Below are 17,839 nucleotides of genomic sequence, written 5' to 3'. Positions count from 1 at the left end.
TAGTATCATAGCTAGTTGATACTTTAGATGGGATCCACTTTAGTATCTATATCAGCAGGTGCTAATGATTTTAAATCTAAGAAATGCTGAGGATAATTTTCAGCATAAGTTTGTACATAGTCGCTTTCTAATTGCATTATGTCTGGAACACCTTGACCAGAAGAAAGTACAACACCAGCTTTTTCATATAATTGACCGGCACCGCCGAATTCTTGTACTGTAATTTTTATTTTTGGATATTTTTCATTAAATGTTTTTGCTGTTTCTTCTAAAGCTTTAGCAGCAACATTCCAACCCCAAACGATAAGTTCTGTTTCTGTATTTTCATCTATTGTAGGTAATTCAACAGCTTTAGTTTCTGCTTATTTATTACCGCCGCCACATGAAAAAAGAAATACAGATAATAAAAGAACTATAAAAACATTTAGATAATGTCTCATATAATAACTCCTTAATTTTTTATATATTATAAACATTTACTATAAAAAATCAATTTTTATATAAAGTTATTATATATTATTGTAGAAGAAGGAATATATAATATGATATAGGAGTTGTTAATATTACACTATCAAATATATCAAATACTCCTCCATGTCCTGGGAATAATTTACTTGAGTCTTTAGTGTCATACATTCTTTTTATAAGACTTTCTCCCATATCTCCAAGGAAACCTGTTATTGTAAATATTGAAGTTAATAACATCATTTGAGGCAATGTTAAATTTGGTATATTTTTTCCAAGTACAGGTGCTAAATATCCTTTAACTGATAAATAATAAAATAATAGACCTATTGGTATAGTGAATAAGAACATTCCTACCAATCCCTCATAACTTTTATTTGGTGAGGCACTATTTGAAAGTTTATGTTTTCCTAATTTTCTTCCTACAACATATCCGCCTGTATCACTCATCCAAGCACATAATAAAATAAATACTATATAATATTTTCCGCTAGGCATAAAACGCATAAGCGACATATGCCAAACACCTAATCCCACATATATGAAACAAAAAACAGCGGTTAATATAGCTCTTCCTCTTTCTTCAAAAGTTGATACATGTACTTTGAACATATTGATGATAAATAGGGTAGCTATTAAAGCGAAAACCATTACTAATGATAAATCCATAGAAGGATTTTTTGTTTCTATTATTTTATAAAGAGCAGAAAAATCGCCTTTAAATATATTAATACCGCAAATGGTGATTACATATCCTAAAACCATAGCTATCATAGTGGCAATAACTGTTCTTAAATTCTTTTGTCTATGTACTTTAGCCATATAGAATATTTCTAAAGCACTGAAAATTGATATGGATAATATAAGTAAATGAAATAAATAAATAACTTTATCATAAAGCAGTATAATAGTGAATAGCGGCAGAGTAAGCGCTACAGAGATTAGTCTTTTCTTCATACTATAACTACAGACCTCCATATCTTCTGTTTCTGTTTGAATATTCTTCTATAGCTTGCTTAAAATTATCTTTAGAAAAATCAGGCCATAATACATCTGTAAAATATAATTCACTGTATGATGCTTGATACATTAAAAAATTGCTTAATCTTGCTTCCCCTGAAGTTCTTATTATAAGATCAGGATCCGGCATTTCTTTTGTATATAGATAATCTTTGATTGTATTTTCATCAATATTTTCTATATCTATAGAATTATTTTTAGCATCATTGCATATATTTCTTATGGCATTTTTTAATTCATCTCTAAAACCATAATTTAAAGCCAATACTACTGTTAATATCGGATTTTTACATTTTTCTAAAGTTTCTTTTTCTGTTTCTACTATAGTATTTATAGTATCTTTCGGAAAAGCAGATATATCGCCTATATGTTTTACTAGAATATTATTAGAAATAAGTCTTTTAATTTCTTTTTTATAGAATTCTTTCAATAACTGAAATAGGGCTTTTTTTTCTTCTTCCGGTCTTTTCCAATTCTCTGTAGAAAAAGCATATAATGTTAAGTACTTTATATTAAGTTCACAGCATGCTTCTACTATGTTAATAACATTTTCGCTTCCAGCTCTGTGTCCGTAACTTCTGCTTTTATTATGAGCTTTGGCCCATCTTCCATTACCGTCCATGATTATTGCTACATGAACGGGTATTTGAGACTTTTCAGTAATCATATAGTATCTAGTTCTTTCTCTTTAGTAGTAATTAAATCGTCAATCTTTTTTATATATGAATCAGTTTCATTTTGAATTTTTTTCTCTTGTGATTTTGATTCGTCTTCTGTGATAACTTTATCTTTTAATTCTTTTTTTATTCTGTCGTTTTCATCTCTTCTTATATTACGTATAGCAATTTTAGCTTCTTCGCCTCTATGTCTAACACCTTTTTTTAATTCTTCTCTTCTGTCTTTAGTTAATTCTGGTACTACTATTCTAATATTTCCGCCATCATTGAAAGGGTTAAAACCTAAATCTGCTTTTAATATTGCTTTTTCTATGTCGCTAACCAATCCTTTATCAAATGGCTGTATCATAATAGTTCTTGAATCTGGTGTTGAAACGTTTCCAACTTGTTTTAATGGCATATTGCTGCCATAAGCTTCTACTTTTACTCCGTCTAATATAGATGCATTTGCTCTTCCTGTTCTTATACCTTTTAAATCATTCTGTAAACTTGAAACAGCTTTTTCCATTCTATCTTTATATGATTCTTTTGACATAGATAAAAAACCTCTTTAATTTTTAATATATTTATTTCTATAGATTATAATTTAATATAATACTATTGTCAAGTTAATTCTTTATTTATAAATTTAAACAGTATTTGTTCAGTTTTATAATTGACAAAGATTGTAAAATATATACACTCAGTCATTATTAAAATTATTAATTTTTATTGTAAATGAGTATAAATGAAAGATATATTTAATATTTATAAAGAATTTGAAGACAAAATGAGTTTGTTTGATAAGTTAAAGAACGGAAAATTACTACATTTAGGAAAGAAATATTTACTTAATTATAATTATAAAAAAGCAATAGAAGTTTTTATTAAATTAAAAGATTTATATACTGATGAATCATTTTATATATTTATGCTTGGTTTTTCTTATTATAAAGATAATCAATATAAAGAATCTATAAAAGCTTTTTTGAAATCTGCAGATTTAGATCCAAATAATGGTATTAATTGGTATTGGCTTGGCTGTTCTTATCATATAAATTTTGAGTATGAGGAATCAATAAATGCATTAAAAAAATCATGTGAATTATTGCCTGATGATATTGATAATTTGTACTGGCTTGGAAGTTCTTATGCAAAGAATGGTCAATATGATGACGCTATATTATCTTTAGAAAAAGCAGAAGAATTGGATTTAAATAATGCAGGTATATATTATTGGCTTGGATATGCTTTTTATCAAAAAGGCTTATATGATAAATCTATAGAATTATTTCAAAAGTCTGTTTCGTTAAAGCCTCATAATATGAATAATTGGTATTGGCTAGGAAATGCTTATTATGAGAAACATAAATATGATGAAGCTGTAAATGCATTTCAAAAAGCTATGGAGTTAAATCCAAATTATTTAGATAATATGTATTGGCTAGGACTTTCTTATTCTGAGAAAAATGAATTTGATAAAGCAGCAGAAATATTAAAAAGATTATCAGAATTAGAACCAAATAATGTGTTTATTTGGTTTCATCTTGGACGTAATTATCATAAAAATAAAGATTATGAACTTGCTATTAATGCATTGAAAAAATCTATAGAATTGGATTTCAATTATTATCAAAGCTGGATATGGCTAGGAAGCTCATATAATGAAATTGGTAAATTTGAAGAAGCTTTAAATATTATAAAGAAAGCTATGAGTTTATTTCCTAATGAAATAGAAAATTATTATTGGATAGGTGTTTATTATCATAATCTTAAGTATTATGATGAGGCAATAGATGCATTAAAAAAATATTTGGAATTCAATATAAATGATTTAAAATCACTATATTTTCTTGGTGTATCTTATAGTAAAAAGGAATGTTATGATGAAGCGATAGCTGTATTATTAAAACTAGTTGAATTAAATGCTGATGATAAACTTGCTTGGCATTGGTTAGGAATTTCTTTTTATAGTAAAAAACAATATGGTAAATCTGTAAATGCATTTGAAAAAACAATAGTATTAGATTCTTCTGATATTGAAAATTTGTACTGGCTTGGCTGTTCTTATTACAATAATAAAGATTATGATAAAGCTATAGAGGCATTTAAAAAAACTGCTGATTTAAAGTTTGATGATTATCTTATTTGGAATTGGGTTGGTGCTTCTTATTATAATAATAAACAATATGATGAAGCAATAGAAGCATTAAAAAAAGCGGTAGATTTAAATGATTGTTATTCTAATAGTTATTATTGGCTTGGTATTTCTTTTTGTAGCAAGAAAAAATATAATGATGCTATTAATGCATTAAAAAAATGTATAAAATTAGATGCAGATAATATTTCTGTATGGTATTTGTTAGGACTTTCATATAATAATAATGGAGAATATCAAAAGGCTTTGGAAACTTTGAAAAAAGCTTTAGAATTATTTCCTAATGATATTTCTATTTTATATTGTATTGGTATTGTTTATACTGATAATAATGAATATCAGAAAGCTATTGATGTATTTTTAGAAATTAAAAAAATATATCCTAAATATAAAGATGTATTAGAGCGTTTAGTAGATTTATATAAAAAAATTGGCAGATATGATGAATCAAAAAAATACTATAAAATAATAAATCAAATTAAGGCAGGAATAGAATATTATAACCGTTTTTTGCCTGTTAAAGAATCAAAAAAAGTACATCTTGAGAATAATGTTAAATTTATTAAGCATTAATGCAATTTATTTTTATAATAGATAAATTATTTTTTATATTCTATACAAATAAAATTATTTTGATATATAATGTTACAATTAAAAATAGAGTATGTTTTATGAATATATTGGTTAGTGCATGTTTGCTTGATGTTAAATGCTGATATGATGGAAAGGATAATGGAGATTGTTATTTGCATAAACTCATATCTAAAGGATATAATATTATACCGATATGTCCTGAACAATTAGGAGGACTTGCAACTCCAAGAGAGCCGTCAGAAATTATTGAAGGTAAAGTTATTAATAAATGAGGTGAAGATGTTACTAATGAATTTATAAAAGGAGCTGAAGAAGCATTAAAATTAGCAAAAATATATAATGCTGAATATGCTATCTTAAAAGAAAGAAGTCCTTCATGCGGTTTTGGGGAAATATATGATGGAACTTTTAGTAAAAGGCTTATAAATGGCAACGGCATTTGTGCTGATTTGCTTTTTAATAATAAAATAAAAATTATAGGAGAAAGTAAGATAAGAGAATATTTTAAATTATAGTATATTGAATTATTTATTTTATCTTATATAATTAGACTATGTATTTAATAGAATTTGATGAAATATCAAAAGAAGTTATTTGGGGTGGAAATTCTTTATCCACAGTATATTCAAAACCATTTGATAAAGATAAAACTATAGGTGAAAGTTGGGAAATTTGTGATTTGCCTAATGATAATAATGTTGTATCTAATGGCGAACTAAAAGGAAAAACTTTATCTTATTTAGTAAAAGAATATGGTTCTAAATTGTTAGGAACTAAATATAAAGAAAATTATTTTCCATTGCTTATAAAATTGATAGATGCAAAGGATAAATTATCAATACAAGTTCACCCAGATGAAGAATATGCCAATAAAAGACATAATAAGCATGGCAAAAATGAAATGTGGTATGTAATGGATACTTACGGCGATGCTAAGCTTCTTATAGGTCTTAAAGAAAATGTAACTAAGGAAGATTTAAAAAAGGCTATAGATAATAAAGAAAATATAGAAGATATGTTCAATTACTTTGATATTAAAAAAGGCGATGCTTTTTATATACCAAGCGGTTGTATACATGCTATATTGGGAAATGTTATTATAGCTGAAATTCAAACTCCTAGCGATGTTACTTACAGACTTTATGACTGGAATAGAGTTGATAAAAATGGAAAATCAAGAGAACTTCATATTGAAGATTCATTTAATGTTATAAAAAATATTAACGCTTTCAGCTTAAAATCTAGTAAAAATAATAAAATAAAAACTAATACACTAGAAATTAATACAGTCTTTACTAATGATTATTTTACAACAGAAGAATATATTATTAGCGGAGATTATACTTCAAAAACTAATGAAGAAAGTTTTGAAATAATAATTGTTTTAGAGGGTGACGGAACAATAGAATCTAGTGTTAATAGTATAGATTTAAAGATAGGAAAAACTGTGTTGGTACCTGCTAGCTTAGGGGATTATACAATAAAAAGCAGTAAAGGTATGAAATTTTTGAGGGTAACTATATAAAAAATGGATACAATTATAGAATTAAAAGATGTTTATAAAACATTTGGACCGCAAAAAGTACTTAATGGTGTTAATTTGAGGGTTAATAGAGGAGAAACCTTATCTGTTATAGGTAATTCAGGCTGCGGAAAAAGTGTACTTATAAAACATTTAATAGGTTTACTTCAGCCCGATTCCGGAACTATAGTAGTAGACGGACATGATATTAATAAAATATCTGATAATGAACTTACAGAAGTGCGTAAGAAATTTGCTATGGTGTTTCAAGGAGCTGCTTTATTTGACTCATTAAATGTATATGAGAATGTCAGCTTTGGGCTTAGAAGAATAAAAAAAGATATGCCAGAAGATAGGATTAAAGTAAAAGTAGCTGAGGTTCTTGAAATGGTTGGTATGCCTAATATAGAACATAAAATGCCTTCAGAGCTTTCGGGAGGTATGAAAAAACGTGTTGGTTTGGCAAGAGCTATTGCTATGGACCCAGAAATATTGCTTTATGATGAACCTACAACAGGGCTTGATCCAGTTATGTCTAGGGTTATAGATGATTTAATAGTAAAAATGCAGGAACTCCTTAATGTTACAAGTATAGTTATAACTCATGATATGACAAGTGTATTTAGAATGTCTGATAGGGTTGTTATGCTTTATAAAGGACAAATTATTGAGGGGGGAGATCCGGATCATTTACATGAAACAGAAAATCCTCATTTGAAATTCTTCTTCATGAGCAGTATTGCTAAAAAAGGTGAAGATATAGAAAGTATTAGACCAAAAGATTAAAGTTGTTTATATATAATTTTTAGGATAAGGAAACTATTATGAAAAATAAAGTTAAATTAGGTATATTCTTTATTATTACATTAATAATATTTGTAGGTGCTATAATATTATTAGGTAAAATAAAATTGAAAGGTGATGGTTACAGACTATATGTAGATTATGTTTTCATTGGCGATTTGCAGGAAAATGGTAAAGTTTCATATAGAGGCGGCGGAATACAAATAGGTTTTATTGAAAAAATAAGTATTAATCCTGATGGAACAATAAGAGTAACATTATTTATAACAGATAAGACAGTTATAATACCGGAAGGAACAAAATTTTCAATACAAACAGTTGGTTTAGGATTGGGAGAAAAATATATAATGGTTTCACCTCCTTCAACTACTACTACAGGTATGGCTAGTATTCCAGCTGGAACGGTATTAAAAGGTGTTGAGCCATTTAGTATAGAAACTACTTTGGGTTCTATTGGTGATATAGGAAAAGACCTTAATTTTGAGCAGTTTTCTTCAGTAATAACAAATTTGGCACAGACTATAGATATAATAGCTGATGTTATAGGAACAAATGAAACAACAATTACAAAAGCTATTTCAAATGTTAATGACAGTTTATCTCATATTAACAATATAACTAGAGATTTATCTTATGTTATAAATGATATTGAAAGCGGAAAAGGTGCTATAGGTTCTGTTATGAAAGATCCAACTTTACAAACCAATTTAACAGAAATAGTAAATAATTTTAAGATATTTAGTGAAAAGTTGAAAGAAAATCCATCAATTTTGCTATTTAGAGAAACCAAGAAATAATATCTGTATTTAATGGAGTATAATATATTATGATAGATGATATCGTAACATTATTCATGAAGTCTTTTTCTTCAAAAAAAGAAGATGTTAAAAAGCCTTTATCAGAAAAAGAAATTGAGTATATGAATATACAAAGAGAAATAAAAGAGCTTCCTAAAGCAAAACTTGATAAATGTTTGAAGGCAGCAGAGCATATAGCTATAAAAGCTGGTAAATATTCGTTGAAATATTTCGGATGCCCTAGAAAAATATCTAAAAAAGGAAAAACAGATTTATTTACAGAAGTTGATGTGGAAAATGAAAGAATAATTAGAGAATATTTGTTAAAATGTTATCCTAAATTTGGATTTTATGGCGAAGAATCAAGTGCTTCAGATAAATCAGATGAGAAAAGATTTACTTGGGTTGTTGATCCTATAGACGGTACTAGTAATTTTATACATGGTTATCCTTTTTATTGTGTTTCTATAGGTCTTGCTTATAAAGGTATTCCTATACTTGGAGTTGTATATGCTCCTTTAACAGATACTGTTTATAAGGCACATGTAAAATCAAAAGCATTTAAGAATAAAAAAGTTATTAGAGTAAGTGATACAAATAAATTAATAGAATCTATGATAATAACTGGTTTTTATTACAATGCAAGCACAGATGATGACTTTTTGCATGATAGAATGGTAGATTTTGCTAATATGGTAAAAAGAACTTTAGCATTAAGACGCGATGGTTCAGCAGCTCTTGATATTTGTATGGTTGCGGAGGGGTTAGCAGACGGATTCTTTGAATATGGTCTTTCTCCTTGGGACGTATGTGCAGGTACGGTAATATTAAAACGTGCAGGCGGTACAGTAAGCAATATAAATATGAAAGAATATGATATTTTCTCTAAAAAACAGTATATTGCAAGTAATAAAAAAATTCACAAAGAAATGATAAAGGTACTTGAATAAGTTTTTAATAGATATAAAATAAAAGCAATTAAATTTAATCAAGAATATAAGGAATATTTTATGGTGGAAGGAAAAAGAGGTAAAGTTGTTCAGGTTGTAGGTTCTACCCTAGATGCTGAGTTTGAAGAAGGACATCTTCCTGCTATATTAAATGCACTTTATATAGATAAAGAAATAGAAGGTGTTCAAAGACATATAATTTGTGAAGTTCAGCAGCATTTAGGCGGCGGCAGAGTTAGAGCCATAGCATTAGAATCTACTGATGGTATATCAAGAGGTGATGATATATTTGACAGCGGCAATCATATAATGGTGCCGGTTGGAACAGAAACTATTGGAAGAATATTTAATGTATTAGGTCAGACAGTTGATAAAGGTGAGCCTATAGAAGCAAAAGAGCATAGATCTATACATGCTGCTCCTCCTAAATTTGAAAATTTAGAGCCTAAATTGGAAATTTTTGAAACAGGAATAAAAGTAATAGATTTATTAGCACCATATATTAAAGGCGGTAAAACAGGATTATTTGGAGGTGCCGGAGTAGGTAAAACAGTTCTTATAATGGAACTTATACATAACATAGCAAGCGAGCATGGCGGTTATTCTGTATTTGCCGGAGTAGGTGAGAGAACAAGAGAAGGTAATGACTTATGGTGTGAGATGAAGGAATCAGGAGTTATTAATAAAACTTGTCTTGTTTACGGACAGATGAATGAGCCTCCTGGAGCTAGATTAAGAGTAGCTTTAACAGCATTAACTATGGCAGAATATTTCAGAGATTCAGCTGGATTAGATGTACTTTTATTTATAGATAATATATTCAGATTTACTCAGGCAGGAAGTGAAGTATCAGCATTACTTGGACGTATGCCTTCAGCAGTAGGATATCAGCCTACATTGGCAACAGAAATGGGTGCTTTACAGGAAAGAATTACATCTACTAAAAACGGTTCTATTACTTCAATACAGGCCGTTTATGTACCTGCAGACGACCTTACAGACCCAGCTCCTGCTACAGCATTTACTCACCTTGATGCTACTACAGTATTATCAAGAGATGTTAGTGAAAAAGGTATATATCCTGCAGTAGATCCTCTTGCTTCAACAAGTAGAATATTAGACCCTAATATTTTAGGCGAAGAGCATTATGAGGTTGCAAGAAAAGTACAGCATATATTACAAAGATATAAAGATTTACAGGATATTATTGCTATATTAGGTGCTGATGAGCTTTCTGAAGATGATAAATTAGTAGCATCACGTGCTAGAAAAATAGAACAATTCTTGAGTCAGCCTTTCTTTGTAGGCGAGCAATTTACAGGACTTCAAGGAAGATATGTAAAACTAGAAGATACTATAAGAAGTTTCAAAGGTATTTGTAACGGCGATTATGATGATTTGCCAGACCAGGCTTTCAGATTTGTTGGTTCTATAGAAGAAGCTGTTTCTAAAGCTAAAACTATGACTAATTGATATATTACTGCTAAATAATTAAGAGTATTTACCGACGATTTAAAGAGTATATAATTTTTATAGGTTGTATGATATGAATTTTAAGGTGAACGAGGAAACACTAAAAAGAAGATTAAAATTTTATATGCCTGCACTTTTTCTTGTGACAGGAATTCTTTCGGTAGCTACTTTTTCTATTTTATTGAGAACAGTTTATCAATTATCAAGTTCATTGGTAAGTTATTTATATTTATTTATCTTTGTTTTGGTAGTTGTTTTTTGTGTAAGTATTTATTTTGATTGTGTTAAATTAGAGAAAGGAAAATCTTTTGCTATAGGTAAGGTATTCGTAGTAAAAGCTGGAATAGCTGTAGTTTTAGTAGCTATTTTCTCATATAGTGTTCACATATATCTTGGCCGAATATCTGTATTTGAAATGCTTAATATACGTCTTATAATGGTTATATTTTTGATAAGTATAGCTATGTCTATTTCCTCTATATTTTTTAACTTATTGGTTGGACCATTGTATAAAAAAACAGGAAAAGTGGAATATTATCTTCCTATAGCATATAATTTCCTGCCTATTTCTATGGCTACTGTAATATTTGTTGTTACTCTTGTTAATGGTTTGCATTATAGATCTGAGATAGTATATGACAGAGAATATGATATAAACGTAAAAAAAGGTTATGCTAATGACTTAGTTAATAATATATCAGATTCTATTTCAAAATATGTTAAATTATCTCAAAATGTATCAGAGTATGTTACTTTTATTTCATCTCGTAATTATAACTTTAATGATTATTTAAATACTTTATCAAAATACTTAAATATAATGTATGCTGATAATGATTATAATGTGGTATCATTGCAGTTATTTTTTAATGATGTAGAAAATTTTAATATTAATACTAATGGCATTAATAAATTATTATTAAATTGGAGATATGATATTAATAATGATATAACTGTTAATACTAATGCCAATCCTAGTGTTTCCGGAGATAATATTTATAAACTTGCAACAGAAACAAATAGTATAATAAACATGGATATTAATTCTGATGCATTTTCAATTTATACTCCTATTTTGTTAAACAATAGAAATATAGGTTTTGTCAGTATAGATGTTAAAAATTCTGTTTATCTTGAAGCATTAAATAATTCTGTTATTAAAACTAATTTAAATGTTTTTATAGCAGATAGTTTATATGCTATAAAAGCTTCAAATAATCCTGATTTAATAGCTGGTATGCAAAAAGATTTGAATAATCTTGTTACAGGATCAGAAATAAAAGATCCATTAAATAATAACTATTTGAATAAAATAACTGATTTGAAAGTTATTAAGATTAAAGATTCCAATAGGTATCTTATTAAATATTTCTTATTTAATAATTTATATGTTATAAATACTTGGAGTCATAATGATGTTTATAGAAATCAATTATTTAGAAATACAATCATAAATTCATCTATAACAATATATTTGGGATTATTATCATTTTTGATAGTAACATTTATTTTGATTCTTTCTTTAAGAAAAACTTTAGTGTTTGCTAAAGCTGTTTCAGAGTCTTTGAGTGAAGGAGAGGGAGATTTAACTATAAGGCTTCCAGTTATTAGTAATAATGAATCTGGAGAATTGGTTCATTCATTCAATAAATTCTTAGATAAGGTAAGAAATATTATTGTTAGTGTAAAAAATAATGCTTATACTTTGACAGGAAACATTCAAAACATGAGGGCTTCTATTAGTATAAGTATAAGTGATTTTAGTACTATATATAAAGAATTTGAAACAGAACTTGAAAATTCTAATAAAATTGCTGAATCTTCATCAAATGCTGCTAGGGTAAGTTTTATGCAAAGAACTAGATTTACAGCAGTGAATGAAACAGTTCAATTATTATTAGAAAATATTAATGATATTAATAATAAAATGAAATTGCAGTCAGAGTCTGTTTCTAAAACAAGCAGTTCAGTTCAGCAGATGATGGCTAATATTGTTACAGTAAGCCATGGTGCTACTAAAGCTAATGATTATGCTAAAATACTTTATACAGAATCTCAAGATGGAAGTACACTTGGTGCATCTGTGGTAAGTTCTATACAAAATATTAAAGAGTATTCTAAACAGATAACAAATATTACTCAAGTTATACATAATATTGCTGAACAAACTAACCTTTTAGCAATGAACGCTGCTATAGAAGCTGCCCATGCTGGAGAACATGGACGCGGATTTACAGTAGTTGCTGATAAGATTAGAAAATTGGCAGAAGATACTGGAGAGAACTCAAAAATCATTAATGAAATTATTAATGAAACAACTCAGGCAATAGATCATACAGTATCTTTAGCATTTAGAAGTTCAGAATCTATGGAAAAGATTTTGGAAGGTTCTAGCACTCTTGCAGATTTAATAGCTACAATATCCGGTGCTAATGATGAACTTGATGTAGGAAGAAGAGAAATATTAATGAATATTACTAACTTAAATAATATTACAGAAGATGTTCAGGAACTTTCTCTTAAACAAATGCAGATGAGTTCAGCAGTTAGTCAGAATATTGCAAGTGTTGATAAATTGGCAGAAGATGTAGTTAATGTAGTTAATGCTACAGAAAGTGAGATGAAAGACCTCGTTACTTCTATACAAAATGTTTCTAATTTATCCACAACAAGCAGTAACAATATGCAGACAATGGATAAAAGAATAAAAGAGCTGCAATATATATTCTTGCAATTATATAAATTGGTTATTTCTTTCAAAACAGAAAAAACAGAAGAAGATATTGATATAGAAAGAAGCAGAACTAGAGCTGCAGATAAAGCTAAATTGAGATTGGAAAGAAAAGAAGAAAAAAGAAGATTGAAAGAAGAAAAAAAGAAGATTAAAAGAATTAAAAAAAGAAAGCAATAAAAAAAGAAATAAAAATATTTAGTAATATATTTGAATTATTATATTTTTGAAATAATTCATAATTTTTTATTGTAATTTATAAGCTATATAGCTGAATATTAATGGTATTTAATGATTATATGAAAAATAGCATATTTATATTAATATTCTATTTTTCTAAATATTGAGATTATTATACCGAAAATTAAATTAATAACCAAAATATTTAATAGGTTGTATTATATGATTTTTCAAGTAAATGAAGATAAATTAAAAAGAAAGTTAAAATTTTATATACCAATAGGTTTTCTTATTGTAGCTTCTGTTTCTGTTGGTTCTTATTCACTTTTGCTTAAAACAATTTATAGACAGGCAAGTTCATTAAGAGGTTATGTATATATATTTATACTTTTTTTAGCTTTATTTACTGCATTGAGTATGTTTTTTGATGGATTAAAGGTAGAAAAAGGAAAATCAATACCATTAGGAAGAATATATGTAATTAAATCTGGTATTGCTGTAGTTTTAGTTGCTATTTTATCATATACAATCTATATATTAGACGGCAGTGTTACTTTATTTGAAATAATCAATATACGTCTTATAATGGTAATATTTTTGATTACTATTGCCATGACGGTTGCATCTATATTTTTCAATGTTTTAGTAAAGCCTTTATATAAAAGTAGCGGAAGAAAAGAATATTATTTGCCTATGGTGTACAGTTTTTTGCCTGTTTCTATGGCTACTATGATATTCATTGTTACATTGATTAATGGTATGCATTATAGAGCTGAAATAATTTATGACAGAGAATATAGTGTTATATCCAGAAAAGGTTATGCTAATGATTTTATAAATAACTTTTATAATGGTGTTGGAAGATACGCAAATATTACTGAAAATGTATCTACTTATATGAATATATTAAATGGAAGTACTTATACATTAAATGATTATATTGAAAATATATCATTATATTTGAGTACAAGATATGCCAATAACCACAACATTTCTACCTTATCAATATTTATTAATGATTTAGATACTGTTAATATAGCTCTTGATAAAACAGATATGAATAATTTGCTTCTAAATTGGAGATATGATATTAACAATTTAGTTACAATAAATACTAATTTCAGACCTAATATTTCTGGAAATAACCTTACAAGATTATCTCAAGATACTAATTTTTTGATAGAGATACCTCAAAATGCTGAAACATTTTATATATATAATCCTATTATTATAAACAGCAAAAATGTTGGATTTGTTACTTTAGAAGTTAGAAGTTCAGTATATCAGGATATAATAAATGATGCAGTTTTCAAAAATGTTTTAGACATTTTCTTAGTAGATGATTTATATTCTATAAAAGCTTCAAATAATCCTGCATTGTTGGCAGCTACGCAAAAAAACTTGGATGAGGCTGATTTTGCTAAAGAAATAAAAGATGTGAGAAATAATAGCTACAGGAATAATATTAGTGATGTGAAGGTTATTTACTTGAAAGACTTAAATAGATTTGTTATAAAGTATTCCATATTTAATTTATATATGATTAATGTATGGGAACATGTTAATGCTTATGATAATAAATTATTCAGAGAAACTATTATTAAATCTTCTATAACAATATACTTAGGGTTGACAGCATTCTTATTTGTAATTCTTCTTTTAATATTTTCTTTGAGAAAGACTTTAGTATTTGCTAAAAACGTTTCAGAGTCTTTGAGTGAAGGTGCAGGAGATTTAACTATAAGGCTTCCGGTTATTAGTAATAATGAATCTGGAGAATTGGTTCATTCATTCAATAAATTCTTAGATAAGATAAAGAATATTATTGTTAGTGTAAAAAACAATGCTTATACTTTGACAGGAAACATTCAAAACATGAGGGCTTCTATTAGTATAAGTATAAGCGATTTTAGTACTATATATAAAGAATTTGAAACAGAACTTGAAAATTCTAGTAAAATTGCTGAATCTTCATCAAATGCTGCTAGGGTAAGTTTTATGCAAAGAACTAGATTTACAGCAGTGAATGAAACAGTTCAATTATTATTAGAAAATATTAATGATATTAATAATAAAATGAAATTGCAGTCAGAGTCTGTTTCTAAAACAAGCAGTTCAGTTCAGCAGATGATGGCTAATATTGTTACAGTAAGCCATGGTGCTACTAAAGCTAATGATTATGCTAAAATACTTTATACAGAATCTCAAGATGGAAGTACACTTGGTGCATCTGTGGTAAGTTCTATACAAAATATTAAAGAGTATTCTAAACAGATAACAAATATTACTCAAGTTATACATAATATTGCTGAACAAACTAACCTTTTAGCAATGAACGCTGCTATAGAAGCTGCCCATGCTGGAGAACATGGACGCGGATTTACAGTAGTTGCTGATAAGATTAGAAAATTGGCAGAAGATACTGGAGAGAACTCAAAAATCATTAATGAAATTATTAATGAAACAACTCAGGCAATAGATCATACAGTATCTTTAGCATTTAGAAGTTCAGAATCTATGGAAAAGATTTTGGAAGGTTCTAGCACTCTTGCAGATTTAATAGCTACAATATCCGGTGCTAATGATGAACTTGATGTAGGAAGAAGAGAAATATTAATGAATATTACTAACTTAAATAATATTACAGAAGATGTTCAGGAACTTTCTCTTAAACAAATGCAGATGAGTTCAGCAGTTAGTCAGAATATTGCAAGTGTTGATAAATTGGCAGAAGATGTAGTTAATGTAGTTAATGCTACAGAAAGTGAGATGAAAGACCTCGTTACTTCTATACAAAATGTTTCTAATTTATCCACAACAAGCAGTAACAATATGCAGACAATGGATAAAAGAATAAAAGAGCTGCAATATATATTCTTGCAATTATATAAATTGGTTATTTCTTTCAAAACAGAAAAAACAGAAGAGGATATTGCTAGAGAAAAAGCTAAAATTACTGTTATAGATAAAGCTAAATTGAAATTAGAGAGAAAAGCCGAAAAACAAAGAATGAAAGATGAGAAGAAGAGATTAAAAGAGTTAAGAAGAGAGAGTAATAGAGAAAAAAAATAATATTTTGATTTTATTATGAAAAGAGTTAGTATTTTTATTTTATTATTTCAGCTATTACTATTTAGTATAGTACATTCAGAGATATCTCATAAATTCTATTGGAATTTAGAGCAGGGAAAAAGAATAGAATCTGTAAAAACTGCAGATGTTGAATATTATGAAAATGGTATATTAACAAGCACATATAAAGAGAGAAATATTGTTGATTTAACTGTTATTGCTATTGCCCCTAAAGGCGGATATAGAGTAAGCGGAGTATTCAAAATCTTTAGAATGATGAAAGGTGAAAAAGTTTTTCATCTTGATGAAGAATATACAAGCGACTTTATTATTCATACTAATGGTAAATTTGAAGTTCCTTATAATTATTTTATGCCTAATGTCAGACATGTACCTACATTCCCAGATAATGAAGTAAAACTTACTGAATCTTGGAATAGAGAGTCTATAGAAATTGTTAAAGTAAATAATGCTCCTAATTTAACAATGGCTTTGTCTTCAGATTATTTATTTGCAAATGTTGAAACTAATGATGATGGAAGCAGAAATGCTGTTATACAATATCATATTATGACAGATAAAGATTTACTTCAAGCTGGACTTTCAAGGAAAGGATATCCGGAAAGAATTTATGGTTTTAATTATGGTACTTTTTTATGGGATATGGAGAAAAATATTCCAGTATCTCAGCAGGAAAGATATCAAATATTATTTGGTTACGGCAGAGAATTGTCTTATGCCAGTTTACAGTATAAGATGAACATTATAAGTACATATAAAATATATGATACTATTACAAGAGAAGAAGAAGAGTATAATAGAAAAAAATTAGAAGATAATCTTTATAATGATGATAGTGTTACCGTAGACACAGTTCCGGAAGGTTTGGTTGTAAGACTTGGTGAAATACTTTTTGATACTGATTCATATACTTTAAAACCAGAGGCTAAAAATACAATAGATAATATAGTTAAAGCGATAAAAGAAACTTATCCAGATAGAGAAATTATAGTAGAAGGTCATACTGATAATACAGGAAGAAAAGAATACAATCAGGAATTATCTGAAAAAAGAGCAAAATCAGTTGCTGATTATATGCTTCCTAATTTAGAGCATGACAAATTATCTTATAAAGGATTAGCTGACGAAGAACCTATAGCTTCAAATGAAACTTCAGATGGCAGAAGCAAAAACAGAAGAGTTGATATTATAATAAAATTAAGATAATGCATTTATATTTTTTAATCAAATATATGTATAAACAGTTTTGTGATATAGATTGTTTGTAATAGTCTTACAATATTAAAAAAATCATTTTTTATAAACTAAAATTATTTCAGTATATACTGAAAATTTTTAAGTTTGTCAATTTTTTGTTGTTCTTTTTCCCGCCGCACGCCATACCTAAAAGGCACTC

At 27.6% G+C, this 17,839-nt stretch carries 13 protein-coding genes and 1 pseudogene; 10 read left to right on the top strand and 4 right to left on the bottom strand.

Annotation, left to right across the window (positions count from 1 at the left end):
* Window positions 1-23 precede the first annotated feature (23 nt).
* The 4 genes from Q0K52_RS05210 to frr form a co-directional block, all read right to left on the bottom strand.
* Complete coding sequence (locus tag Q0K52_RS05210; protein ID WP_297297239.1) at window positions 24-224, bottom strand: hypothetical protein; 201 nt, start codon at window positions 222-224, stop codon at window positions 24-26.
* Window positions 225-516: 292 nt separating this feature from the next.
* On the bottom strand, window positions 517-1,422 hold the full coding sequence (locus tag Q0K52_RS05205; RefSeq protein ID WP_297297185.1) for a phosphatidate cytidylyltransferase: 906 nt from the start codon (window positions 1,420-1,422) through the stop codon (window positions 517-519).
* 7 nt (window positions 1,423-1,429) lie between these two features.
* Window positions 1,430-2,152: an isoprenyl transferase gene (locus Q0K52_RS05200; RefSeq protein ID WP_297297183.1), complete on the bottom strand. Its 723-nt coding sequence runs from the start codon at window positions 2,150-2,152 to the stop codon at window positions 1,430-1,432.
* The gene (gene frr, locus Q0K52_RS05195) at window positions 2,149-2,697 is read right to left on the bottom strand and encodes a ribosome recycling factor (RefSeq protein ID WP_297297181.1); all 549 of its coding nucleotides are present in this window, start codon (window positions 2,695-2,697) and stop codon (window positions 2,149-2,151) included. The genes Q0K52_RS05200 and frr overlap by 4 nt, the downstream gene beginning before the upstream one ends.
* Before the next feature lie 192 nt (window positions 2,698-2,889).
* Here frr and Q0K52_RS05190 point away from each other — a divergent pair, with 192 nt between their 5' ends.
* From Q0K52_RS05190 to Q0K52_RS05145, 10 genes and pseudogenes are all read left to right on the top strand, one after another.
* A complete protein-coding gene (locus tag Q0K52_RS05190) occupies window positions 2,890-4,872 on the top strand; it encodes a tetratricopeptide repeat protein (protein ID WP_297297179.1) in 1,983 nt (660 codons plus the stop codon).
* Window positions 4,873-5,045: 173 nt separating this feature from the next.
* A pseudogene (locus Q0K52_RS05185) lies at window positions 5,046-5,408 on the top strand (DUF523 domain-containing protein).
* 38 nt (window positions 5,409-5,446) lie between these two features.
* Window positions 5,447-6,418, top strand: a complete 972-nt coding sequence (locus Q0K52_RS05180; RefSeq protein ID WP_297297177.1) for a type I phosphomannose isomerase catalytic subunit — start codon at window positions 5,447-5,449, stop codon at window positions 6,416-6,418.
* A gap of 3 nt (window positions 6,419-6,421) precedes the next feature.
* Window positions 6,422-7,201, top strand: a complete 780-nt coding sequence (locus Q0K52_RS05175) for an ABC transporter ATP-binding protein (RefSeq protein WP_297297175.1) — start codon at window positions 6,422-6,424, stop codon at window positions 7,199-7,201.
* 38 nt (window positions 7,202-7,239) lie between these two features.
* Window positions 7,240-8,016, top strand: a complete 777-nt coding sequence (locus Q0K52_RS05170; protein ID WP_297297173.1) for an MlaD family protein — start codon at window positions 7,240-7,242, stop codon at window positions 8,014-8,016.
* A gap of 29 nt (window positions 8,017-8,045) precedes the next feature.
* Window positions 8,046-8,966, top strand: a complete 921-nt coding sequence (locus Q0K52_RS05165; protein ID WP_297297171.1) for an inositol monophosphatase family protein — start codon at window positions 8,046-8,048, stop codon at window positions 8,964-8,966.
* Window positions 8,967-9,026: 60 nt separating this feature from the next.
* A complete protein-coding gene (gene atpD / locus Q0K52_RS05160; protein WP_297297169.1) occupies window positions 9,027-10,439 on the top strand; it encodes a F0F1 ATP synthase subunit beta in 1,413 nt (470 codons plus the stop codon).
* Window positions 10,440-10,512: 73 nt separating this feature from the next.
* A complete protein-coding gene (locus tag Q0K52_RS05155) occupies window positions 10,513-13,350 on the top strand; it encodes a methyl-accepting chemotaxis protein (RefSeq protein WP_297297167.1) in 2,838 nt (945 codons plus the stop codon).
* A 222-nt stretch (window positions 13,351-13,572) separates the two neighbouring features.
* Window positions 13,573-16,422: a methyl-accepting chemotaxis protein gene (locus Q0K52_RS05150; protein WP_297297165.1), complete on the top strand. Its 2,850-nt coding sequence runs from the start codon at window positions 13,573-13,575 to the stop codon at window positions 16,420-16,422.
* Between the two features lie 15 nt (window positions 16,423-16,437).
* Window positions 16,438-17,649, top strand: coding sequence for an OmpA family protein (locus tag Q0K52_RS05145; RefSeq protein ID WP_297297163.1), 1,212 nt, complete (start codon window positions 16,438-16,440; stop codon window positions 17,647-17,649).
* The last annotated feature ends 190 nt before the right edge of the window (window positions 17,650-17,839 follow it).

The organism is uncultured Brachyspira sp. (assembly GCF_944390845.1).
Lineage (GTDB): Bacteria > Spirochaetota > Brachyspiria > Brachyspirales > Brachyspiraceae > Brachyspira > Brachyspira pulli.
This window is presented reverse-complemented; position numbering and strand designations above follow the sequence as displayed.